The following is a 26,552-nucleotide window of genomic DNA, read 5'->3' on the forward strand; positions in this document are numbered from 1 at the left end:
TCTCACGAAGGCCCCCTGTCGGATGCACCCCTTTGCCAGTCGCCTCACAGTCCGGAGGCTGACTGACTGGATCCACGCACCTCTTGCACCATGTGCGCCTGAAGAGGTGCGTCTCCCGCTCCTGCATCCGCCGGCAGGAACTTGAAATCGGAACCGATTCAAAATCGCGGATTCACGTGAAACACGAAAGCGTTCGACAGAGCACGTCGACGAAACCCCTATCAGCGTTCTCTAAAAATCAATTGTCAGACACGGTCTCTCATCCCTCTAGATCAAATCATCCGACGGACAGCACCGCGGAGCTTCAGCAAGGACCAGCTCTACTTGCTACAAATCTTTCAAAACGTCCCATTCCTATATGAACAGACGAGTCGTTGGTTTGAAGGGTGCGATCAAAAAAGGCATAGGAATGTTTGGCTGGTGTGCCCTCTTGAAGAGTCTTCCGGTTGGATCGGACCCGATTCAAGGTGACGGATTCACGTGAAACAAATTTCGGTCACGACTTGTCCCGATTCATGTTTCACGTGAATCGGGATTATCCATCAGGATGAACACCCGCTCAGGTCGTCCTGCATAGCCAGTCCCTCTTGGTCAGGCGATAAAGCACATGCTTCGCAATCGGATGATCCGCCGGCAGACTGGGATGAAGAAAGTCCCCTTCCAGGTCGCGGGTCATGCCGATGCGCTCCATCACTTTCTGCGATGGCAGATTGTCCGGGATCGTGAAGGCAACGATCTCGTCAAGACCGATGGTTTCAAATCCGAATCGAAGCCACTCCCGAGCAGCCTCGCTGGCATAGCCCTTTCCCCAGGCAGAGCGTTTCATTCGCCAACCGATCTCGACACATGGATCAAACGGCAGGGGTGCAGCATAGGTCGGAACGTTCAAACCGACGAAGCCCAGAAATTCACCTGTCTCCTTCACCTCTACCGGTGCCATGCTGAACCCGTCTTTCACCGTCTTTTCCTTACAACGGGTAACCAGCAGGTCAGACTTTTCCCGCGTCAGCACTTCTGGGAAGAACCGCATGACTTCCGGGTCTGCGCAAAGTTCAGCATATGGCTCCAGATCCTCGTCCTTCCAGGGGCGCAGCAGGAGGCGGTCTGTTTCCAGCAAAAAAGAAGCGTCAGGCATCAGATCGGGTCCGATTCAACAAGTAGCAGGATTCACGTGAAACACAGCGGTGGGACGTTCAAATCTTAACAAAAAGTAAAGGCGCGAACCCTTGCGGGCCGCGCCTTTGAATAGAACCCGATCCGTTTGGGATCAAGTGTTCATGCTGTCGAAGAAGTCGTCGTTGGACTTGGTCTGCTTGAGCTTGTCGAGCAGGAACTCGATCGCATCGACCGTGCCCATCGGGTTGAGGATACGGCGCAGGACGAACGTCTTCTTGAGACGTTCGGCCGGAACCAGAAGCTCTTCCTTACGGGTACCAGAACGCTGAATGTCGATCGCCGGGTAAACGCGCTTGTCGGAAATCTTCCGGTCCAGGATAATTTCGGAGTTACCCGTACCCTTGAACTCTTCGAAGATGACTTCGTCCATGCGGCTGCCGGTATCGATCAGAGCGGTTGCGATGATAGTCAGCGAACCGCCCTCTTCAATGTTACGGGCAGCACCGAAGAAGCGCTTCGGACGCTGCAAGGCGTTAGCGTCCACACCACCGGTCAGCACCTTGCCTGAAGACGGCACGACGGTGTTGTACGCACGTCCCAGACGCGTGATGGAGTCCAGCAGGATGACGACGTCGCGGCCATGTTCGGTCAGGCGCTTGGCCTTCTCGATCACCATTTCGGCAACCTGGACGTGGCGGGCGGCCGGTTCGTCAAACGTGGAAGAAACCACTTCGCCGTCGACAGTCCGCTGCATGTCGGTCACTTCTTCCGGACGCTCATCGATCAAGAGAACGATCAGATAACATTCCGGATGATTGGTGGTGATGGATTTTGCGATGTTTTGCAGAAACACCGTTTTACCGGTGCGCGGCGGCGCGGTGATCAGAGCGCGCTGGCCTTTGCCGAGAGGGGCCACCAGATCGATAACCCGGGAGGAAAGATCCTTGATGGTCGGATCTTCGATCTCCATCCGGAAGCGTTCATCCGGATAAAGCGGCGTCAGGTTGTCGAAGTGAACCTTGTGCCGGGCCTTGTCCGGATCCTCGAAATTGATTGTGTTGACCTTGAGGAGGGCAAAATACCGTTCGCCCTCTTTCGGGCTGCGGATCTGGCCTTCAACGGTGTCCCCTGTCCGCAGCGAAAAGCGGCGGATCTGCGAGGGCGAGACGTAGATATCGTCCGGGCCCGGCAGATAGTTCGCATCCGGAGAGCGGAGAAAGCCGAAGCCGTCCTGAAGGACTTCAACGACGCCTTCGCCGATAATCTCCACATCCTGAGCAGCTAGGTTCTTCAGGATTGCGAACATCAGCTCCTGCTTGCGCATGGTGCTGGCGTTTTCGACTTCAAGCTCCTCAGCAGTCTGGAGCAGCTCTGTCGGTGTTTTTTCTTTTAGGTCTTTGAGTTTCATTTCCCGCATCGAGTAGGGGTCTTTTTTTGTGTTGTTATGGATTTAGGTTTGGAAAGGTCGTTCTGCGCCGGATGGATGGGTCGGCCAGAAGAGATCTGAGAGACTTTTAGACGTGTCCAGATTGTACGGCGACCGCGGAGCGATTGAAAACGAACACTGCGCCGTATGAAGATGGGCGAAAGATACGTTGATTTGGAATAAAGCGCAAGCCCGGAAATCTGCCAGTTTTTTAGGCCGCATCTAGAATTCGGAAGATTAAAAATGACAGCCGCGGGTTCGCGGCCATCGTCGCTGCTTCTTTTATGCCGCTTAAAACGGTTTGACGATCACAAAGATAACGATTCCGATCATCAGCACAGTCGGAACTTCGTTCAGTATCCGGTAATAACGCTGCGACTTTTTGTTCTCGTCCCTCGCGAATTTCTTCACACAGCTGCTGAGATGACCGTGAACGCCGGACATGATCAGCACAAACAGGAATTTCGCGTGGAACCAACCGTCCTGCCAGGCCCGAAGTTCCCAGGCCAGCCAGAGACCGAACACCCAAGACGCGATCATAGCCGGATTGATGATCGCCTTGAGCAACCGCCGTTCCATGACCTTGAAGGTCTCGGACTGCTCCGACCCGATTTCCGTGGCTGCGTGATAGACGAACAGCCGCGGCAGATAGAGCATGCCGGCCATCCAGGCGATGATCGAAATGACGTGCAGAGCCTTGATCCAGAGAAAGAGATCCACGCGCTTATCCCTTTCTGACCAGCTCGACCATGCGGGCAACGTTGTCCGGATCCGCATCCGGGGTCACGCCATGGCCGAGGTTGAACACCAGCGGCCCCTTGTCGAAGGTGTTCAGAATATGGGCAACGCCCTCTTCCAGCGCCTTGCCACCGGCCACAAGCCGCATCGGGTCGAGATTGCCCTGGATCGGAACCTTTTTCTGAACTTCAAGCGCCACCTGATCCGGAGCTGTCCAGTCGAAGCCGACCGCATCCACGCCCGTTCCTTCCACAAAGGCCATCATCCGTGCTGAAGAGGCTTTCGGAAAACCGATGATCTTCGCATCCGGCCGCACAGCGCGGACACCGTCCACAATCCGGCGAGTCGGTTCGATCGACCAGCGTTTGAACCCGGCTTCATCCAGAACGCCGGCCCAGGTGTCGAAAATCTGGACCGCGTCCGCTCCTGCTTCGAGCTGGCGAATGAGATAGCGGACCGAAGCTGTGACGAGCTGATCGATGAACCGCTGCATCAGATCGGGATCGCGATAGGCTCCCACACGGGCGGCAATCTGATCCTGCGTGGTGTGACCGGCAACGGAATAGCAGGCAACGGTCCAGGGAGCGCCGCAGAAGCCCAAGAGGGTCGTTTCCTGTGGCAGCTCCGCCCGCAGTCGGGAAACCGTTTCTATGACCGGTTTGAGATGATCCTCGGCTCGCTCCTGTTCCAGACGATCTACGAGATCGGAAGACAGAGGTTCCAGAACCGGACCACGTCCTTCTTCAAAACGAACCGGATAGCCAATCGCGTCAGGTACGACGAAAATGTCGGAGAACAGAATGCTTGCATCAAAACCATACCGGCGGATCGGCTGGAGAGTGACTTCTGTTGCCAGGTCCGGCGAATAGCAGAACTCAAGGAAGTTCGCCGCCTTTGAACGCACTTCGCGATATTCGGGAAGATAGCGCCCGGCCTGACGCATCATCCAGACGGGAGGCGGCCAGAGCTTCTCACCGGAGAGTACCCGCATCACGGACCTGTCTTGGGATTTCATGAGGTGGCCTTTCCCACATTTCAAACCAATAAAGATTCTTATTTTGAATCTGTTTTTTCTATTTAAGCGTGGATTACCGGGATCATTTTCTATCCACAATCCATCAGCCCGATTTTCTGAACGGGAAAAAATCCGCAACTTGTTAAGCAGAATTCCTCCCCAGGAGTCGATAACAGGATTACGAATTGAATTACAATCACTTGTCGGCTTGTTTACGTTTCGTTAAGAATTTGGACGGCAGTGGACAATCTGTCGATATGTCACAGCGCCTTTGTGAATCCACATCCATGCACAACCGTTTCGGCATCAGTTTCCGCTCGTTTAAGCATTGTTAATAAATTCGGCTGAGCGGGCATAAACTTCGTGCTAGGCACGAGGTGACAGACATCTTACCCAAATCATCAACAGCCCTGGGGATGACAACGTGAACAAGTCGAGACACTACTTCCACCTCCATCTCGTGTCCGACTCCACCGGCGAAACGCTGATGACTGTCGCCCGTGCGGCAACGGTTCAGTATGAGAATGTGCAGGAAATCGAGCATGTCTATCCGCTTGTGCGTTCACAAAAACAGCTCGATCGGGTCATTTCGGAAATCGAGAAAGCGCCCGGCATCGTGCTTTATACCCTGGTTGATGTTGAGATCGCCGGCCGGCTGGAACTGAAGTGCCGCGAACTGGGCGTGCCCTTCATCAATATCCTGGACCCGGTCTTTGCTGTTTTCCAATCCTATCTGAATGTCACGCAGACCCGCCGGGTCGGCGGACAGCATGAACTGGATGCGGAATATTTCCGGCGCATGGAAGCCCTTAACTACACCATGCTGCATGACGATGGTCAGGTCTGGGACGATCTGGAATCCGCCGATATCGTGCTGATCGGAATTTCCCGAACGTCCAAGACACCGACCTGCATCTATCTCGCCAACCGGGGTATCAAGGCCGCAAACGTGCCTCTGGTGCCGGGCATTCCCCTGCCGGAGCATGTGAAGAAACTGAAGCAGCCGATGATTGTCGGACTGATCGCCTCCGCCGAACGCATCCAGCAGATCCGCCGCAACCGGGTGCTGTCGCTGAATTCGGAAGGCTATAACGATACCTATGTCGACCGGAAGGAAATCTCTCAGGAAATCAACATGACCCGCAGGCTCTGCACCGAAAACGAGTGGCCGCTGATCGATGTCACGCGCCGCTCCGTGGAGGAAACGGCCGCGGAAATCCTGACCCTTTTCAAGGACTATAAATCAGGGCAGGAAGGCGCACCGGAAACCGGGCGCGCCGTATAACAAGCAAAGGGATGGAAATGGCACTTGTCTTGGCAAGCGGAAGCAGAATCCGCGCTGACCTTCTGAAAAATGCAGGGCTCGACTTCGAGATCGATCCGGCCGACGTCGACGAGCGCGCAGTGGAAGCGCCGCTCCTGGAAACCGGGTTTCCCCCGGAAGATCTGGCAAGCGTGCTTGCGGAAGCCAAGGCGAATGATGTCAGTGAACGCCGCTCGGGCGATCTTGTCATCGGCGCGGACCAGATCCTGGCGTTCGAGGGCGAACGGCGCACCAAACCGGACGATATGGAAGCTGCCCGCCGGCAATTGCTAGCTTTTTCCGGCAAGACCCACGAATTGCATTCCGCTGTTGTGCTGTCGCAGAACGGAAATGCAATCTGGCGCCACGTCTCCACGGCCCGCCTGACCATGCGCGACCTCAGCCCCGCCTTCATTGGCCATTATCTGGCTTCGGCCGGTCAGGAAGTGCTCTCCAGCGTTGGCGCTTACCAGCTGGAAAATCTCGGCGTGCAGCTTTTTGAGAAGATTGACGGCGACTATTTCACCATTCTGGGCCTGCCGCTTCTGCCGCTTCTGGCGGAACTGCGCCAGCTGAAGGTGATCGAAACATGAGCGGGTCTGTGAAAAAGGCGGCCATCACCGGTCATCCCGTCACGCATTCCCGCTCTCCTCTCGTCCATGGCTATTGGCTGAAGAAACACGGCATCGAAGGGGAATACGGCCGTGTCGATGTTCCGCCGGAAACCGCCGCGGACTTCTATCGGAATTTCGCCGCCTCCGGTCTTTCAGGCGCCAATGTCACCGTTCCCAATAAGGAGGTTGCGGCGGCAGCCTGCGGCTGGCTGGACGATGCAGCAAAATCCATGGGCGCCGCCAACACGATCTGGCTGGATGAAAACGGCCGCCTGTGCGGGGCCAACACGGATGGGCTCGGTTTTCTCGGCAATCTCGATCAGCTCGCGCCCGGCTGGGACGTTTCACGTGAATCTGCCGTGGTCCTGGGCGCAGGCGGGGCTGCGCGCGCCGTGGTGTGGGCATTGCTTTCCCGCAAATTCACAACAGTGCATATCGTCAACCGGACGTTCGAAAAGGCGAAAGCCATTACCGATATGTTTGGTTCCGGAACGATTGCCCATGGGTGGGATAAGCTGGGGACAGTGCTTGAACAAGCAGAACTGCTGGTCAACACCACCTCTCTCGGCATGACCGGAAAAGCGCCGCTGGACATCGATCTGGCACCGTTGCCGAAAAGCGCTCTCGTCACCGATGCGGTCTATGCACCGCTGGAGACGGATCTCTTGCGCAGGGCAAAACAACGGGGCAACCAGACTGTGGATGGTCTCGGCATGTTGCTGCACCAGGCCGTCCCGGCTTTCGAGCGCTGGTTCGGTGTCCGTCCGGAAGTGGATGACACGCTTCGCACTCTCCTTCTTGAAGATCTCGGAGTCACCGCGTGATCCGCATCGGTCTCACCGGTTCCATCGGCATGGGCAAATCAACGACAGCGAAAATGTTTGCTGCCGAAGGTGTTCTCGTCCACGACGCCGACGCCACGGTCCACGCGCTCTATTCGGGCCGCGCCGCCCCGCTGATCGAGGCTGCCTTTCCCGGCACGGTGACGGACGGCAAGGTCGACCGGACGCTGCTTTCCCCGCATGTGCTCGGCAAGCCTGACGCCATGAAAAAACTCGAAGCCATAGTTCACCCCCTGGTGCGTGAGGAAGAGCAACTCTTTCTGCAACGCGCTCGGGCAGACCACCGGCGTATCGTCATGCTGGATATCCCGTTGCTGTTCGAGACCGGCGGCGAAGCCCGTGTCGATGCCGTTGTCGTTGTCACGGCGGATGCCGACATCCAGCGAGACCGTGTCCTCGCCCGGCCCGGCATGACCGAAGACCGGTTCGAGGCGATCCTCGCCAAGCAGATGCCAGACGCCGAAAAACGCCGCCGCGCACATTTTCTGGTCGACACGGGCAAGGGCCTGGGGCCGGCAAAACGCCAGGTCCGGGCAATTCTGAAGGCATTGGCCGCCGCAGGGTGAAGCCTCTCTGATCCCTTTTGCACCGAAGGTTTTTAAGTTCCTCCTCAGGATGAGGTGTTGGACGGAACAGGCGCTGGGGCATTGGCATCAGATGCCAGAAGGTCATAAGCCCGGACCAACGGAGCTCCGGAACAGAAAAACTCCCAGAACACCGGGGAAAACCGCGCGCAAACCTTGCCACTCACCCTGCAAGCTGCACAGTGAATCCGGAAGACCAAAGGCGGAAACATGCGCGAGATCTCGTTCGATACGGAAACAACAGGGCTGAACCCGCGCGGGGGCGACCGGTTGGTGGAAATCGGTGGTGTGGAGCTGATCAACCACATCGCGACGGGAAAATCCTATCACGTCTACATCAACCCGCTGCGCGACATGCCGGAAGAGGCTTTCCGGGTTCATGGCCTGTCGGCGGAGTTTCTGTCCGACAAGCCTCTGTTCGAGCACGTTGCGGATGAGTTTCTGGAATTCGTCGGCGATGCCACGCTGGTGATCCACAACGCAGCCTTCGACATGGGCTTCATCAACATGGAGCTGGAGCGGGCCGGACGGCGCACGATCCCGAACAGTCAGGTGCTCGACACGCTGGATCTTGCCCGCCGTAAGCACCCGTCCGGACCGAACTCGCTGGATGCGCTGTGCTCGCGTTATGGCATCGACAATTCCAAGCGTATCAAACACGGCGCTCTTCTCGATGCGGAAATTCTCGCCGAAGTCTATCTGGAACTGATCGGTGGCCGCCAGACGGCCCTTGGCCTGATAACGGACGAAGAAGAGAGCTCTTCGGCAAGCGCCAGTTTCGAGCCCGGCGAACTTGGCACTTTCAATGCCCGCAAGCGCCCGACTCCGCTGCAGCGCCTGTTGCAGGAAAGCGAGCTGGAAGCCCACAAGGCCTTCATCGAAGGCATGGGTGACAGCGCAATCTGGTCGAAATACAACGGCTGAAGCTCTGCAGAGCCACCCTGACCTGGATTTGAACGCTCAATCTTTCACCAGCAACCAGCGTACCGTATCAAAGTGGCGTTCGGCATAACTGCTGCTGAATGCCCAGGCCATGGTCTGGCCGATGGTCCAAAGTCTGGCTCGTTCGCGATCAAGCTCCAGTTCTTCCGACAATCGGTCCAGGCGATAACGCGCTTCGGTTTTCGAATGGCCGAATTCAAAGCTTCTGACGATCGGGCTTAGCGCAAAGGCAGGATCGCCAACGAGTGGCTTGGGATCGATGGCAAGCCAGGCGTCGTCTCCAGCGGACAGAATATTGTGGCCGTGCAGATCCTGGTGCAGCAGAACGTCCTTCGCCCCGTCGCTGTCGCTCAGGTCTTGCAAGGCTGCAAGCGCCGCGTCAACGAGAGACCTGTCGCAAGGCTTTCCGGCGGCCATCCAGTCGTGGTCGAGGGCGTTCCGCCAGCGTGCGGCTTCGTCTGCCAGGCGGGTAAACGGCTCACCGGCAGGGATCGTCAGGAGGCGCAGAAGATCTGCCAGAATGCCCAATCTGTCCGACCTTGTGTCGTCGGCCAGAAATCGTCCCGGCCAGCAGCGTTCCAGCAGAAGCGCATCTAGGTCCGGCGCGTGGTTCAACAGCCGGACAGCGCCTCTCCCGTTCCAGCGACGGAGCGCCTCGGCTTCATGGCGGCATTCAGGATCGGGATATTGCAGCTTGAGGACAACATCCTCGGCGCCGCGTTTCACCGGAACAACCAGAGACACATTGCCGCCTGAAAACGGATGACCGATCTCCGTCAGCCCGAATTGGTCGCAAGCTGTTTCAAAAAGGGCCGGGAGTTTTTCGAGCCAGGACCGCCCGGCTTCGCTCCCCTTCAGCCAGTCAAGGCTGGCCGGCACCGGTATGGCGCCGCCAATGAAACGATCAGCCAAGCCCTCAGACCCGAAATCGGGTCAAAGCATCGACGGCAGCACACGATCCGGCGGACGGTGTCCATCCATGAAGGTCTTGATATTGATGATGACCTTCTCGCCCATCTCGATACGGCCTTCGATCGTTGCCGAGCCCATGTGCGGAAGCAACAGAACGTTTTCCAGCTTGGCCAGCTTCGGATTGACCGCAGGTTCATGCTCGAAAACATCCAGACCGGCACCGGCCAGCTCGCCGCTTTCCAGCATGCGGATCAGGGCATTTTCGTCGATCACCTCGCCGCGGGCGGTGTTGACCACATAAGCGTCCTTTTTCAGAAGCTTCAGTCGGCGGGCGGACAGAAGGTGGAACGTTCCAGGAGTGTGCGGGCAGTGAATGGAAACCACATCCATGCGCGCCAGCATCTGGTCGAGGCTGTCCCAATAGGTCGCCTCCAGCTCTTCCTCGACGCTTTCGGCAACGCGGCGGCGGTTGTGATAGTGGATCGACATGCCGAAGGCCTTGGCCCGGCGCGCGACGGCCTGGCCAATGCGGCCCATGCCGATGATACCCAGGCGTTTTCCCCAGATCCGGTGGCCCAGCATCCAGGTTGGCGACCAGCCGGCCCAGTCACCGGCTTCCAGCGCCTTGATGCCTGTGGCAAGTCGACGCGGCACCGCCAGGATCAGCGCCATGGTCATGTCGGCGGTGTCTTCCGTCAGCACGCCCGGCGTGTTGGTGACGTTGATTCCCCGGTTGTTGGCACTGACGACATCGATATTGTCGACGCCATTGCCGAAGTTGGCGATCAGCTTCAGGTTCTCACCTGCCTGCGACAGGACGGATGAGTCGATCCGGTCGGTCACGGTCGGCACCAGAACGTCGGCAGTGCGCACCGCTTCCACCAGTTCCGCCTGGCTGAAGGGCCTGTCATTATCATTGAGACGCGTCTCGAAAAGCTCGCGCATCCGCGTTTCGACCACGTCCGGAAGCTTCCGGGTCACCACAACGACAGGCTTCTTTTTCGCCATACCAATTGCCTTTCGCGCTTCGTTGAGGACTTGTTAACCTCAACGGTACCACTTTGACGCTGCGCGTTGCGCGAGCGGATGAGACCACCCCTTTTCCTTACCAGATGGTCCGGCAGAAACAAGGGATGGCTTTCAATCGGCGCGGATCGCCAACCGGCCAAAACGACCAAGCTGGTTTTCGCGCAAATTTTTCGGTAGAGATTTGCCTCAAATCAAAGATCAATGACAATTGGACAACCGGACAATATGGCTCGCTCGTTCCAGGCTACCCGGCTTCTACTCAGTGTAATGACCTTGCTGTGCGGTCTGCTCGCAACTTCGGCCACGCCGCAGGCCCAGGGCACCACCACCGGCGCAAGCGGACTTCCCGTTCCAAGATTTGTCAGTCTGAAATCCGATCGGGTCAATGTGCGCATCGGTCCGTCACGCGAACATGATATCGCCTGGACCTTCGTGCAATCCGGTCTGCCGGTGGAAATCGTCGGCGAATTCGAGAACTGGCGCCGCATTCGCGACTGGGAAGGCAAGCAGGGCTGGGTGTTCCGCTCGCTGCTGTCCAGCCGTCGCACGGCCCTCGTCACCCCTTGGGAAAAAAGCGACCGCACGCCCCTGCGGGCCCGCTCCCGCTCCGACGCTGACATCGTTGCCGAACTGGACCCCTTCGTGCTGACCACTATTTCCGAATGTGCAGGCGGCTGGTGCCGGGTGAGCGGTGAAAACTACGACGGCTGGCTCGACCAGACCCGGCTTTTCGGCGTCTACCCGGATGAGCTGATCGGGGATTGATTTCCCGCCCCCTCCCTCGATTGCCTCGGTTTCCCGACCCCTCCTCAGGATGAGGAAAACGGAACGGAAATTCTAGAACAAAAAAGGCGGCCATCCGGCCGCCTTTTGCATGTTTGGATTGTTGGACAGGCCTCAGTCGGCCTTCACTTCCTGAACCTTCAGCTCTTCCAGGCGAGGCATCGACATTATGTTGTAGCCGCTGTCGACAAAATGCACTTCACCGGTGACGCCGCCGGACAGGTCCGACAGCAGATACAGACCGGTGCCGCCGATTTCGTCCAGCGAGACGGTCCGGCAGAGCGGAGAATTGCGCTTCTGGAAGTTGAACATCAGGCGGGCGTCGGAAACGCCGGATCCTGCCAGCGTCCGGACCGGACCTGCAGAAATCGCGTTCACGCGGATGTTCTGCTCGCCGTAATCCACAGCCAGATAACGGACGGAGGATTCCAGAGCAGCCTTGGCAACGCCCATGACGTTGTAGTTCGGCATCACCTTGGTGGAGCCGCCATAGGTCAGCGTTACCATGGAGCCACCGTTGGTCATCAGCGCGGCCGCCCGCTTGGCAATCTCGGTAAAGGAGAAGCAGGAGATCAGCATGGTGCGGGAGAAGTTCTCCCGCGTGGTGTCGGCATATTTGCCGCGCAGTTCCGACTTGTCGGAAAAGGCGATGGCATGCACCAGAAAGTCGATGCTGCCCCACTCTTCCTTCAGCGTGTCGAACACGCTGTCGACCGAGGCTACGTCTTCCACGTCGCACGGCACCAGGATCTTGGAACCGACCGAATCCGCCAGCGGTTTGGTCCGGCGGCCAAAGGCCTCGCCCTGATAGGTGAAGGCAAGTTCGGCACCGTGATCGGCGAGCGTCTTGGCAATGCCCCAGGCAATGGAATGGTCGTTCGCAACGCCCATGATCAGGCCGCGTTTGCCCTTCATCAGATCAGACATTCGAAACTCCTCAGCCGTGGTAGCGCGACAGCGCGAGCGACGCGTTGGTGCCGCCGAAGCCGAAGCTGTTGGACAGCACCGTGTCGAGGCCGGCATTGTCCACCCGTTCGGTCACGATCTCGCCCGGCTTCAAGGCCGGATCCAGTTCGGTGATGTTGGCAGATGCGGTCATGAAGTCGTTCTGCAGCATCAACAGGCAGTAGATGGCTTCCTGAACGCCGGTCGCGCCCAGGCTGTGGCCGGTGAGCGACTTGGTCGAAGAGGCCGGCGGCTGGTTTTCGCCAAAGACGCGGCGGATCGCTTCGATTTCGCCGATATCGCCAACCGGCGTAGAGGTGCCGTGGGTGTTGATGTAGTCGACCTTGCGGTCGCCCAGGGTAGAAATGGCAAGGCGCATGCAGCGCTCGCCACCTTCACCGGAAGGTGCCACCATGTCGTAGCCGTCGGAATTGGCTGCGTAGCCGGTGACTTCGGCATAGATCTTCGCGCCGCGCGCCTTGGCGTGTTCGAGTTCTTCCAGAACCACCACACCGCCGCCGCCTGCGATCACGAAGCCGTCGCGGGTCGAGTCGTAAGCCCGCGATGCGGTCTGGGGCGTGTCGTTGTATTTGGAGGACATGGCGCCCATGGCGTCGAACAGGCAGGACAGGGTCCAGTCGAGTTCCTCGCCGCCACCGGCAAACATCACGTCCTGCTTGCCGAACTGGATCTGTTCGGTGGCCGCACCGATGCAATGTGCGGAGGTCGAGCAGGCCGACGTGATCGAATAGTTGATGCCCTTGATCTTGAACGGCGTCGCCAGGCAGGCAGAGTTGGTGGAGCTCATGCCGCGGGTCACCATGAACGGGCCCATGCGCTTGGGCGAGCCTTTTTCCAGCACGATCTGGTGTGCCTGGAACAGATTCTTGGTGGACGGCCCGCCGGAACCCATGATCAGGCCGGTACGCGGGTTGGAAACATCGGTTTCTTCCAGACCACTGTCGGCAATGGCCTGCTGCATGGCAATGTAGTTATAGGCGGCACCGTCGCCCATGAAGCGCAGCTGGCGCTTGTCGATGAGCGAAGCGATATCGACATTCGGCATGCCGTGTACCTGGCTTCTGAAGCCGTGTTCCGCGTAATCCGGAGCGAAGCTGATGCCGGACTTGCCTTCTCGAAGGCTGGACAGCACTTCTTCGGTGTTTGCTCCGATGGACGACACGATACCCATGCCGGTGACGACAACGCGTCTCATTGCGGTCTCCTATTATCTTGACTGCACAGCAGCTCTCAGGGGGTGTGTCGAGAGCCTGCACGCACATACATAATATGCAAACCGGCGCTCCCAATGAAAAAGAAGCGCCGGTGCCATGAATTGATCCTGCGAACGGGTGTCAGGTCTTTGCCAGGCCGACGCGCAAATCGGTCGCCTTGTAGATCTGTTCGCCGTCTGCTTTCAGCCAGCCGTCCGCGATGCCAAGCACCAGACGGCCCTTCATGATCCGCTTGAAGTCGACACCATATTCGACCAGCTTCACATCCGGGGTGACCATGCCTTTGAATTTCACTTCGCCGGTCGACAGGGCCATGCCCTTGCCTTCAAGGCCGAGCCAGCCGAGGAAGAAACCGGTGAGCTGCCACAGGGCGTCGAGACCAAGGCAGCCCGGCATGACCGGGTTTCCTTGGAAGTGACACGGGAAGAACCACAGGTCCGGCTTGATGTCGAATTCGGCGCGGGCGAACCCCTTGTCGAATTCGCCGCCGGTTTCGGAAAGTTCCGTGATCCGGTCGAACATCAGCATCGGGGGAAGAGGCAGTTGGGCATTGCCCGGGCCAAACAGCTCGCCGCGGCCGCAGGCGAGAAGTGCTTCGTAATCGTAGCTGGAGCGGCGATCGGTCATTCGGAATCCGTGTTTTGTCTCTTGCCCGGGTAAACCCAAGGCAGGTTCGGTTTGTTTTCGGTTCGTTTGAGGCGCCTTCCTAACACAGGGGAACAATGACCGAAAGATGTCACTTGCGCGAAGTTGCCCGGTTTTTACGGGCGTTTCGCCAAGTATTGTGCGTATTCGTCGCATTCTGCGCACCCGGTGCCGGGTTGCCGGTCTGTTGCCGTTTGGATCGTGCGTCCGCTAGCCCGTGAAATGCACGCCGGTTGCACCTGGAAGCCCCGCACGGCTGTGCCGCTGATCGTTTCTCTGGCTGCCCTGCGGTTGCTCATGACGTTTAAAACTTGCATCTTGGGTACAAGAAATGGCAGATAATAGGCCAAAGTTAGTGAAAACGGCCCGGCGCGACGTCCGCGCACCTTATAAGAACGCCGTTTCAAGAAGCGACCCTGGACCTGGATCGGATCGGAATGACAACACTTGTGGTGCATGAAACCGGCGACAAGAAGAATGTGACCGATATGCTGCGGTCCGCGGGGCTTAGGCCGACGCGGCAGCGTGTCTCGCTCGCGGAAATTCTGTATTCCCGGGGCGATCGCCACATCTCTGCCGAACTGCTTCATGAAGAAGCGGTCGATGCAGATGTGCCCGTATCTCTCGCAACGGTTTACAACACGCTGCATCAGTTCACGGAAGCCGGTTTGCTGCGCGAAGTCGCGATCGACGGCAACAAGACCTATTTCGACACCAACGTGTCCGACCACCATCACTTCTTCATCGAAGGCGAAAACCGGGTGATCGACATTCCGGGCGAAGGCGTGGGCATCGGCACTTTGCCGAAAGCGCCCGAAGGCATGGAAATCGTCCGTGTCGACGTTGTCGTGCGGGTGCGAGAGAAACGCTGATCGCAAATGGCGGCTCTGGCCCTCAGGCCAGCCCGCTTTCCACATAGCGCAACTTCCATTCGTAATAGTCGGAGGTCGTCCCGATCTCCTCCAGAAGACGCTGGCCGACCGGCACGAAGCCCAACTTCTTGAGCAGGTTGGCTGAACGGATGTTTTCCGGATGGGTGATCGCGCACAGGGTGCGCAGCTTCAATTCCTTGGTGACGAAATCCAGAACGCTCTGCCCGGCCTCATGGCCGAACCCCTTGCCGCGGTATTCTTCCAGAAACGCAAAGCCAAGGTCGGGGTATTTCAGTTCCTTGCGCACCACCAGTCCGCACACGCCTACCGGGATGAGGGAAGGCTTCAGATCGACGATCCAAAGCCCGACACCATGGGCGGCAAAGCGCGCCAGTGTCTTGTTCTTGATGTAATTGGCCGCGTCTTCCTCGGTCTGGATATCGTGGTCGGCGATAAAACGAATGTAATCCGGCTCGTTCATGAGCTGGTGATAAAAAGCGGCATCGTTGCTGGATGGCAAGCGGAAGCGAAGCCTCTCGCTTACCGGAAATGGTCCAAGCGGAAAACTCACGCAATTATTTCCTTTTCAATCATGGCTTTGGTGCGCAGGGCAATATCCGGCACCGCATCAAAATGTTCCTTTTCGGGGCTCCGGCACAGATCGTAAATCACGCAGCGCCGGCACTCGGGTTTTCGCGCCTTGCAGATGTACCGGCCGTGCAAAATGAGCCAGTGGTGTGCATGCAGCGCAAATTCCACCGGCACGACCTTCTCCATGGCTTTTTCCACGTCGAGAGGGGTCTTGCCGGGGGCAATGCCAATTCGGTTGCCTAGGCGGAACAGGTGCGTATCGACGGCAATCGTCGGATGACCGAAGAAGATATTCAGAACCACATTCGCGGTCTTCCGGCCAACGCCCGGCAGCGCTTCCAGGGCTTCGCGATCTTCGGGCACCTCGCCGCCATGATCGCGGATCAGCTTTTCGGATAGCAGAATGACGTTCTTGGCCTTGTTCTTGTAAAGGCCGATCGTCTTGATTTCCTCCCGCACCAGGTCTTCGCCGAGGGCAACCATCTTTTCCGGCGTGTCGGCAATCTGGAACAGATGCTTCGTCGCCCGGTTCACACCGACGTCGGTTGCCTGGGCCGACAGCACCACCGCAACCAGAAGTGTGAACGCGTTGACATAGTCCAGCTCGCCCTTCGGCTCCGGATTGTCGGCGTGAAACCGTTGGAAGATCGCAAAGGTTTCCGCTTTGGTATAGCGGGGCCGTTTCAGCACCTTGCCGGGATTGTCCACGGAGGGTGCCTTTTTCCGGGTCTTTCTGGAGGATGCGGGCCGCCCTTGTGCCGCCGTCTTGGAAGGGCTCTTTGCTTGCGTCATCTTCTCTCTATAATCATTCCTCATGAGCGAGAACAATCCGAAACCCGAACGGGAAGGCGAATTGCCGGAACAGGACCGGCCGTTCTTCTCTGCCGTCCTGACCCCCCACCGGTCTTTGGGGCCAAACGGGTTCCTGATCCTCATGTGTTTCTTCGGCGCGGTCAGTTTTATCGCCGGTATTCTGTTTCTGAGGATCGGCGCCTGGCCGGTCTTCGGGTTCTTTGGCCTAGATATCGCCCTGCTCTGGTTTGCCTTCCAGATGAACTACCACTCCGCGCGAACGTTCGAGGAAGTGGTCGTCTCCCGGCACGAGATCGCGATTCGAAAGGTTGGGCCGGGCAAGAAATACCAGGAGTATCGGTTCAATCCGTTCTGGGTCCGTCTCACCGTGGACCGGATCGAGGATGAAGGGGTCGTCAAGGTGACCCTCCAGAGCCGGGGCGAAAAAGTCGATCTCGGCAATTTCCTGAATCCTGATGACAGAACGAGTTTTGCCGGAGCAATTGCAAACGCCCTATCCGTCGCCAAGGCAGGCGGTGTCTAGGCTCCTTCCTCAATCGGTTTGGGTTGAACTTTAAAGGTCGAAATCAGGACGGCCAGAGCTGCGGTTGCCGAAAGTGCCGCGGTGTAAAGCACGGTCTGAAAACTGGTCGCGCTGGCAATGAAACCCATCGAAATGCTGCCGATCATGCCACCCAGGAAAAGGCTGTTCATGTAAACCGCCGTCGCCCGGCCCGGCCGGTCTGGCGCAAAGCTCTGCACGAAGCTGATCGCGACACCGGCAAACAGGCCGTAGTAAGTCCCTTCCAGAACGGCAACGGCCAGCACCTGCCAGAGCGCCGTTACCTGGGCAAACAGCACCATGCTGATGGCCGCAAGACAGGCAGCCAGCATCAGCACCTGCCGGGTGCCGATGCGTTCGGCAAGGCGGACCGAGCCGAAGATGACAAACACCTCCAAAAGGCATTTTACCGAAAGCGCCAGGCCGGGCGTCGCGCCGGGCAGGTGTGTTTCCTGGACGAAGAACAGCGGCATAGCCGAGACGAACAGCGAATTGGTGATGACAAAACCGAGACACGTCATCCCGGCGATCTGGAGCCCCCAGTTGATCGGAACCTTGCCGTTCGTTTTTGAGCGCTCTCGCGAAGACCTGAAATCGGCGGGAACGACAACATACCAGAGCATCAGGTAGACGATGCCGATGGCGAAAGCGCCGAGGAACGCGGTGGCAAAGCCGAAGGCTGCAACGACTGAAAAAGACACAGCCGGCCCTATCATCCAGGCCAGTGAAACCACCATGCGCAACCAGGAATTGACCCTGGCGACATCCATGCCCTGCTGTTCGGCATAGAGACGGCCAAAGGTGAAGACAATGCCGGAGCCCATGTTGGAAAGGCTCATCAGGGGCGCGATCAGGATGACCAGCATCAACAGGCTGCTGACCTGGGTCAGCAGCGCGGCAAGCGTGATGTAGGCAACAACGGAAATAACCAGCAGGCTCTTGACCCGGAAGCGGTTGTCCAGACGCTCGCCGGCCCACCGGTTGACGGCAAGCGTCAGCGGCATCACCAGACCGGAATAAAGCCCTACCTGCCAGGGTTCTGCGCCCAGCCCTTCGACAATGAAAAAGCTCATCAGCGGCACCAGCGCCGAAACGCCGAGGCTGTTGGTGAACTGAAGCAGCAGGATCAGCAATGCCTGTCGAGGCAGTTGCAGGAGGGACAGCATGGCAATCGCCGAAGAAGTGAAACGGGCAGGAGATACAACCTAACTGGGTTGTGCCGGTACGTCACCGGTTTTTTTCCAAACAGGCAGCCTGGAACAACCGGGCGGGCTTTCGAGGCAGCGCGGGGCACTTGCCCGGAGGAGCGCCACGCGCTGGGTCTTACGCCGAGAAGCCTCGCGTCAAAGTCGGACCAGACAGATGCACCGGCGGCTAGTCCTCCGGCGTCACCCGCAGCGTCTTCAGCCGGTAAAGCGCCTCCAGCGCCTCGCGCGGGGTCATGTCATCCGGATTGATCTCCTCCAGCGCCACGGCGATGGGATCAGGTTCCGAAAACCCGGCATGCGCGCTGGGCGCCGGTGCCGTCAGGCTGGCGAACAGCGGCAGCTCATCGATCAGGCTTTCCGCCGGTGAACGGCGATCCTGCTCTTCCAGTTGGCTGAGCACCTGTTTGGAGCGTTCGACGACCGAGACCGGCAAACCGGCCAGCTTGGCCACCTGGATGCCGTAGGAGCGGTCGGCAGCGCCGGGCACGATCTCGTGCAGGAAGATGACGTCACCCTTCCATTCCTTCACCGAGACGGTGGCATTGGAAAGCCGCTCCAGCTTGCCCGAAAGGGCGGTCAGCTCGTGATAGTGGGTCGCAAACAGGGCACGCGATCTGTTGACCTCGTGAAGGTGTTCGATGGTCGCCCAGGCGATCGACAGCCCGTCGAACGTCGCCGTTCCGCGGCCGATCTCGTCCAGGATCACAAGAGATCTGTCACCGGCCTGATTGAGAATTGCAGCGGTTTCGACCATTTCCACCATGAAGGTGGACCGGCCGCGCGCAAGATCGTCTGCCGCGCCAACGCGGGAGAACAGTCTGTCGACAACACCGATATGCGCGGCCGCTGCCGGCACGTAGCCTCCCATCTGGGCCAGCACGGCAATCAGGGCATTCTGGCGCAGGAAGGTCGATTTACCGGCCATGTTCGGACCGGTGATCAGCCAGATGTGGCCGATATCTTCGCCGTCTTCCGGGCCGAGATTGGCATCATTGGCCACGAAGCTGTCGCCACCGGACTTCTTCAGCGCCTTTTCGACCACTGGATGACGCCCGCCCTTGATGTCGAAGGCGCGGCTGTCGTCGACTACGGGCCGGACATAGTTCTCTTCCTGGGCGAGTTTGGCGAGCGCTGCCGAAACATCCAGAATGCTGAGCCCGTGAGCGGCCGCCTTGATCGCCTCACCCGCGTCGATGATCGCCTTCGCCAGTCGTTCGAAGATCTCCAGTTCGATGGCAAGCGAGCGTTCGCCGGCGCTGGCGATCTTCGACTCCAGATCCGCCAGCTCCGTGGTGGTGAAGCGCATGGCGCCGGCCATTGTCTGGCGGTGGATGAACCGGCCGGGATCGGCGGTCAACTTTTCCGTTTGCGCGGAGGGCGCTTCGATGAACCAGCCGAGCACGTTGTTGTGCTTGATCTTCAGGGAACGCAGGCCGAGCTCTTCCGAATAATCGGCCTGGAGTTTCGCGATCACCTTGCGGCTCTCGTCGCGCAGGGACCGCAATTCGTCCAGATTGGCGTTGTAGCCGGTGGCGATAAAGCCGCCGTCGCGTTTCAGAAGCGGCGGTTCGTCCTTCAGCGCGCGGGTCAGTTCATTGCCGAGCTCGTGCGGGGCCTGCTCCAGACTGGCACGGGCAGCCGCGATTTCCACCGGGATTGCTCCCGCCGTCGCGCTGGTCTGATCCAGGACGGCCCGCGCTGCCTCAAGGCCCTGGGCAACCGACAGGATATCGCGCGGTCCGCCGCGGTTGAGCGCGATCCGCGACAGGGCCCGGGCCATGTCCGGAGCGCCTTTCAGCGTCTGGCGCAGGCCTTCGCGCATGATTTCGTTTTCAAGGAAAAAGCCAACACCGTCGAGCCTGTGCTGGATGGCATCGACATTGACCAGCGGTCCGGCCAGACGGCTGGCGAGCAGGCGCGAGCCGCCGCCGGTGACTGTCCGGTCTATTGTTGCCAGCAGCGAACCCTGCTTTTCGCCCGAAAGGGTGCGCGAGAGTTCCAGATTGGCCCGGGTTGCCGGATCGATCAGCATGCGCCCGGCCCCGGCCTCACGCACGGGCGGATCCAGCGGCGGGCGTTCGCCAAGCTGGGTCTTTTCCACATAGGCAAGAATGCCGGCAGCGGCAGAAAGCTCCGCCCGGCTGAAGGTGCCGAAACCGTCGAGGGTCTTCACGCCGAAGTAGTGTGCAAGCCGGTCGGCGGCGGTGGAACTGTCGAAAAAGGCACGCGGCACCGGCGACAGCGCACCGCCCGCCTGTTCGGCGGTCAGGCGCAATTCGCTTTCCTGCAGCAGATTGTCCGACAGGATCAGTTCGCGCGGGGAAACCTGGGCAAGGTCTGCGGCAAGGCGCTGGTGATCGGTTTCCGACACCTGAAAGGAGCCGGTGGACATGTCGATCCAGGCAAGACCATAGACCGCGCTGCCGTCCAGCGAGCCGCCCTTCAAGCGGGTCAGCGCCATCAGGTAGTTGTTGGAACCGGCATCCAGCAGGCGTTCTTCCGTCAGCGTTCCCGGAGTGACGAGACGCACGACATCGCGCCGGACAACGGATTTGGAGCCGCGCTTCTTGGCTTCGGCCGGATCTTCCGTCTGTTCGCAGACGGACACCCGGTGACCCTTGGCGATCAGCTTGTTCAGATAGTCGTCGGCTGCATGCACAGGCACGCCGCACATCGGAATGTCGGCACCCTGGTGTTTGCCGCGTTTGGTCAGCGTGATGCCGAGCGCGGCGGAGGCAACTTCCGCGTCCTCGAAAAACAGTTCGTAGAAATCGCCCATCCGGTAGAACAGAAGGCTGTCGGGATTGGCAGCCTTGATCTCCAGGAACTGGGCCATCATTGGCGTGACCTTGCTGTCCGCCGGGGTGATTTCTTGCGCGCTCTGTCCACTCATGCCTGATACCTAGCAAACTGTGCGGACCATTCCACCAAGGGCCTATTCCATCTTGGCTTGAGGCTTCATTTTCCAGGGGATAAGGTCATGCTCCCGCCCCGTAAAGAGAGCGCGCAAGAGGAAACGTCCAGACCATGTCCGCCGACAAGAAATCGACCAAGACCAATGTCAGCTTCACCGACCAGGAAGCGCTGCAATTCCACCAGGAAGGCCGCCCCGGGAAGCTGGAAATTGCGCCGACCAAACCGATGGCGACCCAGCGCGACCTGTCGCTGGCCTATTCGCCCGGTGTGGCGGTGCCGGTGCGGTCGATCGCGGAAGACCCGAGCCGCGCCTACGATTACACCACCAAGGGCAACATGGTTGCGGTGATTTCCAACGGTACGGCCATCCTGGGTCTCGGCAATCTGGGCGCGCTTGCCTCCAAACCGGTGATGGAAGGCAAGTCCGTCCTGTTCAAGCGCTTCGCCGATGTCGATTCCATCGATCTGGAAGTCGATACCGAAGAGGTCGAAGAATTCATCAATGCCGTCCGCTATCTCGGTCCGTCCTTCGGCGGGATCAACCTGGAGGACATCAAGGCACCGGACTGCTTCATCATCGAGCAGCGCCTGCGCGAACTGATGAACATTCCGGTCTTTCACGACGACCAGCACGGCACGGCAATCATTGCGGCGGCGGGCCTGATCAACGCCCTTCACCTGACCGGTCGCGACATGAAGGACACCAAGGTTGTCTGCAATGGCGCGGGCGCGGCAGGCATTGCCTGCATCGAACTCGTGAAAGCCATGGGCATTCCCAACGAGAACGTCACCCTGTGCGACACCAAGGGTGTCATCTACAAGGGCCGCGAAGAGGGCATGAACCAGTGGAAGTCCGCCCATGCGGTCGAAACCAAGGCCCGCACGCTCTATGACGCCCTCAAGGGCGCCGATGTCTTTTTCGGCGTGTCGGCCAAAGGCGCGCTGACGCCAGACATGCTGCGGGTGATGGCTCCGAACCCGATCATTTTCGCCATGGCCAACCCGGATCCGGAGATCACGCCGGAAGAGGCCGCCGAGGTGCGCGACGACGCAATTGTCGCAACCGGACGTTCGGACTATCCGAACCAGGTTAACAACGTGCTCGGCTTTCCCTATATCTTCCGCGGCGCGCTCGACGTTCAGGCGACCACCATCAACGACGCCATGAAGGTTGCCTGCGCGCACGCGCTTGCGGAACTGGCGCGGGAGGAAGTGCCGGATGAGGTCGCCGCCGCCTATCGCGGCAACCGGCCGAAGTTCGGCCCGGAATACATCATTCCGGTGCCCTTCGATCCGCGCCTGATCCACACCATCCCGCCCGCGGTCGCTCAGGCGGCAATGGATTCCGGCGTCGCCCGCAAGCCGATTGTCGACATGGAGGCCTACAAGCACCAGCTCTCCGCCCGCCGCGACCCCGTCGCTGGCACCTTGCAGCGGATCTTTTCCAAGGTGCGCCAACAGCCCAAGCGGGTTGTCTTTGCCGAAGGTGAGGAAGAACCGGTCATCCGCGCTGCGACGAGCTTCGTGTCCCAGGGTCTCGGCGAAGCCATCCTGATCGGCCGCGAGGACGAGATTAAATCCATGGCCGAACGGGCCGGGATCGATATCGACCGGCCGGGCATTTCCATCCAGAACGCGAGGCTGTCCAACCGCAACAGCGATTATGCGCAGTATCTCTACGGCCGCCTGCAGCGCCGGGGTTACCTGCTGCGCGACTGCCAGCGCATGGTCAACAACGACCGCAACTACTGGGGCGCGATCATGGTCGCGCGCGGTGATGCCGATGCCATGGTCACGGGTCTCACGCGGAACTATTCCGTCGCCCTCGATACCGTGAAGGCCACCATCGATCCGAAACCCGGTCACCGGGTCATCGGCGTGTCGCTGGCACTGGCCCGCGGCCGCACCGTTCTGATCGCCGATACGGCGGTAATCGACATGCCGACATCGGAAGAACTGGCGGATATCGCCGAGGAAGCGGCGCATGTCGCGCGCAAGTTCGGCTATGAGCCGCGCGTTGCCATGCTGGCCTATTCCACCTTCGGCCACCCGAAGGGAGAACGCTCCGAAAAGGTCATCGAGGCGGTCAAGATCCTCGAACGCCGCCGGGTCGACTTCGAATATGACGGCGAAATGGCCGCGGACATCGCACTCAACATGGACCGCATGGCAGCCTACCCGTTCTGCCGCCTGTCGGGTCCGGCCAACGTTCTGGTCATGCCGGCTTTCCACTCCGCCTCGATTTCCACCAAGATGCTGCAGGAACTGGGCGGCGCCACGGTCATCGGCCCGCTGCTCGTCGGCTTCGACAAGTCGATCCAGATCGTGCCGCTCGGCGCCAAGGACAGCGACATCGTCAACATGGCCGCCATCGCGGCGTTCAATGTGACGTGAGGTAGTTTGTTACTTGGTTGGATTAGGGGCTCCCCGATCCCGGGTCGCGCTTTTCTTGTCCGGAATGACGACTGAAAGGTTTTACCAGACCTATCGTTGTCATCCCGGACGCAGCGCAGCTGAGATCCGGGGGCGGGGAGCCCAAAGCGTTGCCGCAACTGGCATGGAAACCAAAATTCGGTACCTCATCGTCCCCAGCTTGCAACTCGTTACCCCGGGGATGGCGATAAAGAAGTGTTGCGCCTTTTCGGGTCCGAACACGCAATCTTTTTTGACAAACCCTGCCCCAACGGCGATACCTCGAAACCATGTCGGATATTAAAGTCAAAATCTGCGGTCTTTCGACCGAGGACACCATGGCGGCGGCGCTGGATGCCGGTGCGGATATGGTCGGGTTGATGTTCTTCCCGAAGAGCCCGCGTCATGTGTCGCTGAGCCAGGCCTGCCGTCTGGCCGATATGGCGCGTGGCCGGGCGGAGATCGTGGCGGTGACCGTCAATATGGATCTCGACGGCCTGTCGCGCATCAACGAGCTGGTGAAGCCCGACACGTTCCAGTTTCATGGCGAGGAAAAGCCGGAAGCCCTGGCGGCCGCCAAGGTGATGCAGGGCACCAAGGTCATGAAGGCACTTTCGATATCCGACCGGACGGATCTGGAACAGGCGCATTATTATGCTGTTGTCGCCGACCGTCTGTTGTTCGATGCCAAGCCGCCGGCGGGCTCAGACCTGCCGGGCGGCAATGGTGTGTCCTACGACTGGACGATCTTGAAAGACCTTGACCTGAAGAAGCCCTTCATGCTTTCCGGAGGGCTTGACCCGGACAACGTCGCCGAAGCGATCCGTTTGAGCGGCGTCAGCGAGGTGGATGTTTCCTCCGGCGTCGAGCGGGAAAAGGGCGTCAAGGACAGTGATCTCATTCGCGCATTCTTGGCAGCGGCCAAGGGCGTCAAGGTTCCCGGCTGAAACCCGGGTGAAGGAGTAAACGCGTGAACGACATGGCAAACAGCATCCGGACCGGTCCGGACGATCGCGGGCATTTCGGTATTTTCGGCGGCCGCTATGTTGCCGAAACGCTGATGCCGCTGATCCTGGACCTGGAACAGCACTACAAGGACGCCAAGAACGACCCGGCTTTCAAGGCCGAGATCGAGACGCTGAACAAGCACTACACCGGCCGGCCGTCGCCGCTCTATTTCGCCGAGCGGCTGACGAAGGAACTCGGCGGTGCCAAGATCTATTTCAAGCGCGACGAGCTGAACCACACCGGTTCGCACAAGATCAACAATTGCGTCGGTCAGATCCTGCTGGCCAAGCGCATGGGCAAGACCCGTATCATCGCCGAGACCGGCGCCGGCCAGCATGGTGTTGCAACCGCGACCGTCTGCGCCCGCTTCGGCCTGCCCTGCGTTGTTTACATGGGCAAGACGGACGTGGAACGGCAAAAGCCGAATGTCTTTCGCATGAAGCTTCTGGGCGCCGAAATCGTTCCGGTGACCGCAGGAGCGGGCACGCTGAAGGACGCCATGAACGAGGCGCTGCGCGACTGGGTGACCAATGTCGAGGACACCTACTACCTGATCGGCACCGCCGCAGGTCCGCATCCCTATCCGGAAATGGTGCGCGACTTCCAGTCGGTGATCGGCAAGGAACTGCGTGAACAGATGATGGAAGCCGAAGGCCGTCTGCCGGATGCGCTGGTGGCCGCTGTCGGTGGCGGGTCCAACGCCATCGGCCTGTTCCACCCGTTCCTCGACGACAAGGACGTCAAGATTTACGGTGTAGAGGCAGGTGGCCGAGGCCTTCAAGGGGAAGAACACTGCGCATCTTTGACCGCCGGCAAGCCCGGCGTGCTGCACGGCAACCGGACCTACCTGCTGCAGGACGATGACGGCCAGATCTTGGAAGGGCATTCCATTTCCGCCGGTCTTGATTATCCGGGCATCGGGCCGGAGCATTCCTGGCTGAAGGAAATTGGCCGCGTCGACTATGTTCCGGTGATGGATGACGAAGCGCTGGAAGCTTTCCAGATGCTGACGCGCGTTGAAGGCATCATCCCGGCGCTGGAACCGGCCCACGCGCTGGCCCACGTCGTGAAGCTGGCCCCGCAGATGGACAAGGACCAGATCATTGTCATGAACCTGTGCGGCCGGGGCGACAAGGACGTGTTTGCCGTTGGTCAGATGCTGGGCTTCGAAATGTAACAGCCAGCGACTAACCGGCTTTTGGAAAACCGCGTGCCGCAGGGTGCGCGGTTTTTTTGTTTGGCCCGCGTTTCCAGTGCCTCACCCCGGACAAGCGTCAGCGCAGATCCGGGGTCTGGTCGCCTCGCCGCTTTGCGTCGATTTTTGCCCGCTTTGGAAAAGAGCGGACCCTAGTGGGCCTCAGGTTTCACCTCGTTCGCCCGGCGTGGCCATCATTGGTGAAGACCGCATTAACCAGCCCCGCCAGTTTGGAAATGCTGCAATGCAAACTTGTACGTTGTGAATCCACCGGGAAAGACTAAATCAACCGCGAATGAAACAGGGCTGGCGCTCTTGCCGGCCACTTGAGGAAACCTGACATGGCCTTCGATCTTCTGACCGGCTTCGTCCGCGATTTTCGCGCCTCCCGCAGAGTTGCCGGCGAAATCACACGCATGAACCACCTGAGCGACGCCCAGCTTGCCGATCTCGGCCTGGAGCGCAGCGAAATCACCAGTCGCGCTTTCGCCCGTCATTTCAAACGTCGTTAAGGCGTTGCTCGGTCAGGCGCTGCGCTTGAAAGCTGCGCGCGGCTGCACCGTTATGGGTTTTGCCGTCAGCATCGCTTCCAGCAGTTGCTGCCGGCCCCGGGCGTCCAGAGCGGTCGCCTGCTGCGCCAGCGCCGGGTCTGTCTGGCCGTAAGACATTTCGGCAACGTCCCTGCGCTGGGCAAAACCCAGATGAAGATCCTTCATCCGGCGCCAGAGCTTTTCGGTGAAAGGCTGGGGAACGGGTTCGAACAGGGAATGGGCCATTTTCAGCTCCTTTTTTGTTTGGTGGCTCAGTTGTTCCCTCTAGGATAAGTGCACGGAGTGCATATTTCTAGGCGCAATTTGTGCACATTTG

Annotated in this window: 26 protein-coding genes; 12 read left to right on the top strand and 14 right to left on the bottom strand. The window is 59.3% G+C overall.

The window, feature by feature from the left end; genetic code table 11:
* Positions 1–559: 559 nt before the first annotated feature.
* The 4 genes from V1T76_RS14075 to hemE all read right to left on the bottom strand — a co-directional run bounded on the left by V1T76_RS14075 (position 560) and on the right by hemE (position 4,295).
* Positions 560–1,135 carry a GNAT family N-acetyltransferase gene (locus V1T76_RS14075; protein ID WP_330561277.1) on the bottom strand — a complete coding sequence of 192 codons (576 nt, stop codon included), beginning with the start codon at positions 1,133–1,135 and terminating at the stop codon, positions 560–562.
* Positions 1,136–1,267: 132 nt separating this feature from the next.
* Positions 1,268–2,533: a transcription termination factor Rho gene (gene rho / locus V1T76_RS14080; protein WP_330561278.1), complete on the bottom strand. Its 1,266-nt coding sequence runs from the start codon at positions 2,531–2,533 to the stop codon at positions 1,268–1,270.
* A 300-nt stretch (positions 2,534–2,833) separates the two neighbouring features.
* Positions 2,834–3,262 carry a protoporphyrinogen oxidase HemJ gene (gene hemJ / locus V1T76_RS14085; protein ID WP_330561279.1) on the bottom strand — a complete coding sequence of 143 codons (429 nt, stop codon included), beginning with the start codon at positions 3,260–3,262 and terminating at the stop codon, positions 2,834–2,836.
* A gap of 4 nt (positions 3,263–3,266) precedes the next feature.
* Entirely contained in the window at positions 3,267–4,295 is a 1,029-nt protein-coding gene (gene hemE / locus V1T76_RS14090; RefSeq protein WP_330561280.1) for a uroporphyrinogen decarboxylase, read from the bottom strand.
* A 424-nt stretch (positions 4,296–4,719) separates the two neighbouring features.
* On the opposite strand from hemE, the gene V1T76_RS14095 reads away from it, so the two are divergent.
* The 5 genes from V1T76_RS14095 to dnaQ all read left to right on the top strand — a co-directional run bounded on the left by V1T76_RS14095 (position 4,720) and on the right by dnaQ (position 8,562).
* A complete protein-coding gene (locus tag V1T76_RS14095) occupies positions 4,720–5,580 on the top strand; it encodes a pyruvate, water dikinase regulatory protein (RefSeq protein ID WP_330561281.1) in 861 nt (286 codons plus the stop codon).
* Between the two features lie 11 nt (positions 5,581–5,591).
* Positions 5,592–6,191: a Maf-like protein gene (locus tag V1T76_RS14100; protein ID WP_330561282.1), complete on the top strand. Its 600-nt coding sequence runs from the start codon at positions 5,592–5,594 to the stop codon at positions 6,189–6,191.
* Positions 6,188–7,036, top strand: coding sequence for a shikimate dehydrogenase (locus tag V1T76_RS14105; RefSeq protein WP_330561283.1), 849 nt, complete (start codon positions 6,188–6,190; stop codon positions 7,034–7,036). Before V1T76_RS14100 ends, V1T76_RS14105 begins: the two co-directional genes overlap by 4 nt.
* Entirely contained in the window at positions 7,033–7,620 is a 588-nt protein-coding gene (coaE, locus tag V1T76_RS14110) for a dephospho-CoA kinase (protein WP_330561284.1), read from the top strand. Before V1T76_RS14105 ends, coaE begins: the two co-directional genes overlap by 4 nt.
* Before the next feature lie 228 nt (positions 7,621–7,848).
* Positions 7,849–8,562 carry a DNA polymerase III subunit epsilon gene (gene dnaQ, locus V1T76_RS14115; protein WP_330561285.1) on the top strand — a complete coding sequence of 238 codons (714 nt, stop codon included), beginning with the start codon at positions 7,849–7,851 and terminating at the stop codon, positions 8,560–8,562.
* A 36-nt stretch (positions 8,563–8,598) separates the two neighbouring features.
* On the opposite strand, the gene V1T76_RS14120 is transcribed toward dnaQ, so the two are convergent.
* Entirely contained in the window at positions 8,599–9,492 is an 894-nt protein-coding gene (locus V1T76_RS14120; protein ID WP_330561286.1) for an aminoglycoside phosphotransferase family protein, read from the bottom strand.
* A gap of 21 nt (positions 9,493–9,513) precedes the next feature.
* Positions 9,514–10,500, bottom strand: coding sequence for a 2-hydroxyacid dehydrogenase (locus V1T76_RS14125; RefSeq protein WP_330561287.1), 987 nt, complete (start codon positions 10,498–10,500; stop codon positions 9,514–9,516).
* Positions 10,501–10,788: 288 nt separating this feature from the next.
* Between V1T76_RS14125 and V1T76_RS14130 the strand changes: the two genes are divergently transcribed.
* Positions 10,789–11,286 carry an SH3 domain-containing protein gene (locus tag V1T76_RS14130; RefSeq protein ID WP_330561451.1) on the top strand — a complete coding sequence of 166 codons (498 nt, stop codon included), beginning with the start codon at positions 10,789–10,791 and terminating at the stop codon, positions 11,284–11,286.
* Positions 11,287–11,418: 132 nt separating this feature from the next.
* On the opposite strand, the gene fabI is transcribed toward V1T76_RS14130, so the two are convergent.
* The 3 genes from fabI to fabA form a co-directional block, all read right to left on the bottom strand.
* Complete coding sequence (gene fabI, locus V1T76_RS14135) at positions 11,419–12,231, bottom strand: enoyl-ACP reductase FabI (protein WP_330561289.1); 813 nt, start codon at positions 12,229–12,231, stop codon at positions 11,419–11,421.
* Positions 12,232–12,241: 10 nt separating this feature from the next.
* A complete protein-coding gene (gene fabB, locus V1T76_RS14140; RefSeq protein WP_330561290.1) occupies positions 12,242–13,465 on the bottom strand; it encodes a beta-ketoacyl-ACP synthase I in 1,224 nt (407 codons plus the stop codon).
* 139 nt (positions 13,466–13,604) lie between these two features.
* On the bottom strand, positions 13,605–14,111 hold the full coding sequence (fabA, locus tag V1T76_RS14145; protein ID WP_006940144.1) for a 3-hydroxyacyl-[acyl-carrier-protein] dehydratase FabA: 507 nt from the start codon (positions 14,109–14,111) through the stop codon (positions 13,605–13,607).
* Between the two features lie 455 nt (positions 14,112–14,566).
* Here fabA and irrA point away from each other — a divergent pair, with 455 nt between their 5' ends.
* On the top strand, positions 14,567–15,001 hold the full coding sequence (irrA, locus tag V1T76_RS14150; protein WP_330561291.1) for an iron response transcriptional regulator IrrA: 435 nt from the start codon (positions 14,567–14,569) through the stop codon (positions 14,999–15,001).
* Positions 15,002–15,023: 22 nt separating this feature from the next.
* On the opposite strand, the gene V1T76_RS14155 is transcribed toward irrA, so the two are convergent.
* Positions 15,024–15,572, bottom strand: coding sequence for a GNAT family N-acetyltransferase (locus V1T76_RS14155; RefSeq protein ID WP_330561292.1), 549 nt, complete (start codon positions 15,570–15,572; stop codon positions 15,024–15,026).
* The gene (gene nth, locus V1T76_RS14160; RefSeq protein ID WP_330561293.1) at positions 15,569–16,384 is read right to left on the bottom strand and encodes an endonuclease III; all 816 of its coding nucleotides are present in this window, start codon (positions 16,382–16,384) and stop codon (positions 15,569–15,571) included. The genes V1T76_RS14155 and nth overlap by 4 nt, the downstream gene beginning before the upstream one ends.
* Before the next feature lie 22 nt (positions 16,385–16,406).
* Between nth and V1T76_RS14165 the strand changes: the two genes are divergently transcribed.
* Positions 16,407–16,928 carry a DUF2244 domain-containing protein gene (locus tag V1T76_RS14165; RefSeq protein ID WP_330561294.1) on the top strand — a complete coding sequence of 174 codons (522 nt, stop codon included), beginning with the start codon at positions 16,407–16,409 and terminating at the stop codon, positions 16,926–16,928.
* Here V1T76_RS14165 and V1T76_RS14170 read toward each other — a convergent pair.
* Together V1T76_RS14170 and mutS are read right to left on the bottom strand one after the other, a co-directional pair.
* Positions 16,925–18,112: an MFS transporter gene (locus tag V1T76_RS14170; RefSeq protein WP_330561295.1), complete on the bottom strand. Its 1,188-nt coding sequence runs from the start codon at positions 18,110–18,112 to the stop codon at positions 16,925–16,927. The genes V1T76_RS14165 and V1T76_RS14170 overlap by 4 nt on opposite strands.
* Positions 18,113–18,320: 208 nt before the next feature.
* The gene (mutS, locus tag V1T76_RS14175) at positions 18,321–21,047 is read right to left on the bottom strand and encodes a DNA mismatch repair protein MutS (RefSeq protein WP_330561296.1); all 2,727 of its coding nucleotides are present in this window, start codon (positions 21,045–21,047) and stop codon (positions 18,321–18,323) included.
* A gap of 134 nt (positions 21,048–21,181) precedes the next feature.
* On the opposite strand from mutS, the gene V1T76_RS14180 reads away from it, so the two are divergent.
* The 4 genes from V1T76_RS14180 to V1T76_RS14195 all read left to right on the top strand — a co-directional run bounded on the left by V1T76_RS14180 (position 21,182) and on the right by V1T76_RS14195 (position 26,197).
* Positions 21,182–23,464: an NADP-dependent malic enzyme gene (locus tag V1T76_RS14180; RefSeq protein WP_330561297.1), complete on the top strand. Its 2,283-nt coding sequence runs from the start codon at positions 21,182–21,184 to the stop codon at positions 23,462–23,464.
* A gap of 308 nt (positions 23,465–23,772) precedes the next feature.
* The gene (locus V1T76_RS14185; protein WP_330561298.1) at positions 23,773–24,429 is read left to right on the top strand and encodes a phosphoribosylanthranilate isomerase; all 657 of its coding nucleotides are present in this window, start codon (positions 23,773–23,775) and stop codon (positions 24,427–24,429) included.
* 32 nt (positions 24,430–24,461) lie between these two features.
* On the top strand, positions 24,462–25,667 hold the full coding sequence (gene trpB / locus V1T76_RS14190; protein ID WP_330561452.1) for a tryptophan synthase subunit beta: 1,206 nt from the start codon (positions 24,462–24,464) through the stop codon (positions 25,665–25,667).
* Positions 25,668–26,026: 359 nt separating this feature from the next.
* Complete coding sequence (locus V1T76_RS14195) at positions 26,027–26,197, top strand: DUF1127 domain-containing protein (protein WP_006940166.1); 171 nt, start codon at positions 26,027–26,029, stop codon at positions 26,195–26,197.
* A 12-nt stretch (positions 26,198–26,209) separates the two neighbouring features.
* Here the strand turns inward: V1T76_RS14195 and V1T76_RS14200 are convergent, their stop codons facing one another.
* Complete coding sequence (locus V1T76_RS14200; protein ID WP_330561300.1) at positions 26,210–26,461, bottom strand: hypothetical protein; 252 nt, start codon at positions 26,459–26,461, stop codon at positions 26,210–26,212.
* Between the last annotated feature and the right edge of the window lie 91 nt (positions 26,462–26,552).

It is taken from the genome of Roseibium sp. FZY0029 (assembly GCF_036350355.1).
In the GTDB taxonomy this organism is placed as follows: Bacteria; Pseudomonadota; Alphaproteobacteria; order Rhizobiales; family Stappiaceae; genus Roseibium.

Excerpts from the sequence above, each read along its gene's own strand:
- nth (WP_330561293.1), bottom strand. The coding sequence starts at position 16,384 with ATGACGCAAGCAAAGAGCCCTTCCAAGACGGCGGCACAAGGGCGGCCC.
- V1T76_RS14105 (WP_330561283.1), top strand. The coding sequence starts at position 6,188 with ATGAGCGGGTCTGTGAAAAAGGCGGCCATCACCGGTCATCCCGTCACG.
- fabI (WP_330561289.1), bottom strand. The coding sequence starts at position 12,231 with ATGTCTGATCTGATGAAGGGCAAACGCGGCCTGATCATGGGCGTTGCG.
- V1T76_RS14125 (WP_330561287.1), bottom strand. The coding sequence starts at position 10,500 with ATGGCGAAAAAGAAGCCTGTCGTTGTGGTGACCCGGAAGCTTCCGGAC.
- hemE (WP_330561280.1), bottom strand. The coding sequence starts at position 4,295 with ATGAAATCCCAAGACAGGTCCGTGATGCGGGTACTCTCCGGTGAGAAG.
- V1T76_RS14200 (WP_330561300.1), bottom strand. The coding sequence starts at position 26,461 with ATGGCCCATTCCCTGTTCGAACCCGTTCCCCAGCCTTTCACCGAAAAG.
- fabA (WP_006940144.1), bottom strand. The coding sequence starts at position 14,111 with ATGACCGATCGCCGCTCCAGCTACGATTACGAAGCACTTCTCGCCTGC.
- V1T76_RS14170 (WP_330561295.1), bottom strand. The coding sequence starts at position 18,112 with ATGCTGTCCCTCCTGCAACTGCCTCGACAGGCATTGCTGATCCTGCTG.
- trpB (WP_330561452.1), top strand. The coding sequence starts at position 24,462 with ATGGCAAACAGCATCCGGACCGGTCCGGACGATCGCGGGCATTTCGGT.
- dnaQ (WP_330561285.1), top strand. The coding sequence starts at position 7,849 with ATGCGCGAGATCTCGTTCGATACGGAAACAACAGGGCTGAACCCGCGC.
- V1T76_RS14100 (WP_330561282.1), top strand. The coding sequence starts at position 5,592 with ATGGAAATGGCACTTGTCTTGGCAAGCGGAAGCAGAATCCGCGCTGAC.
- V1T76_RS14195 (WP_006940166.1), top strand. The coding sequence starts at position 26,027 with ATGGCCTTCGATCTTCTGACCGGCTTCGTCCGCGATTTTCGCGCCTCC.
- mutS (WP_330561296.1), bottom strand. The coding sequence starts at position 21,047 with ATGAGTGGACAGAGCGCGCAAGAAATCACCCCGGCGGACAGCAAGGTC.
- V1T76_RS14180 (WP_330561297.1), top strand. The coding sequence starts at position 21,182 with ATGTCCGCCGACAAGAAATCGACCAAGACCAATGTCAGCTTCACCGAC.
- V1T76_RS14130 (WP_330561451.1), top strand. The coding sequence starts at position 10,789 with ATGACCTTGCTGTGCGGTCTGCTCGCAACTTCGGCCACGCCGCAGGCC.
- rho (WP_330561278.1), bottom strand. The coding sequence starts at position 2,533 with ATGCGGGAAATGAAACTCAAAGACCTAAAAGAAAAAACACCGACAGAG.
- irrA (WP_330561291.1), top strand. The coding sequence starts at position 14,567 with ATGACAACACTTGTGGTGCATGAAACCGGCGACAAGAAGAATGTGACC.
- fabB (WP_330561290.1), bottom strand. The coding sequence starts at position 13,465 with ATGAGACGCGTTGTCGTCACCGGCATGGGTATCGTGTCGTCCATCGGA.
- V1T76_RS14165 (WP_330561294.1), top strand. The coding sequence starts at position 16,407 with ATGAGCGAGAACAATCCGAAACCCGAACGGGAAGGCGAATTGCCGGAA.
- V1T76_RS14075 (WP_330561277.1), bottom strand. The coding sequence starts at position 1,135 with ATGCCTGACGCTTCTTTTTTGCTGGAAACAGACCGCCTCCTGCTGCGC.
- V1T76_RS14185 (WP_330561298.1), top strand. The coding sequence starts at position 23,773 with ATGTCGGATATTAAAGTCAAAATCTGCGGTCTTTCGACCGAGGACACC.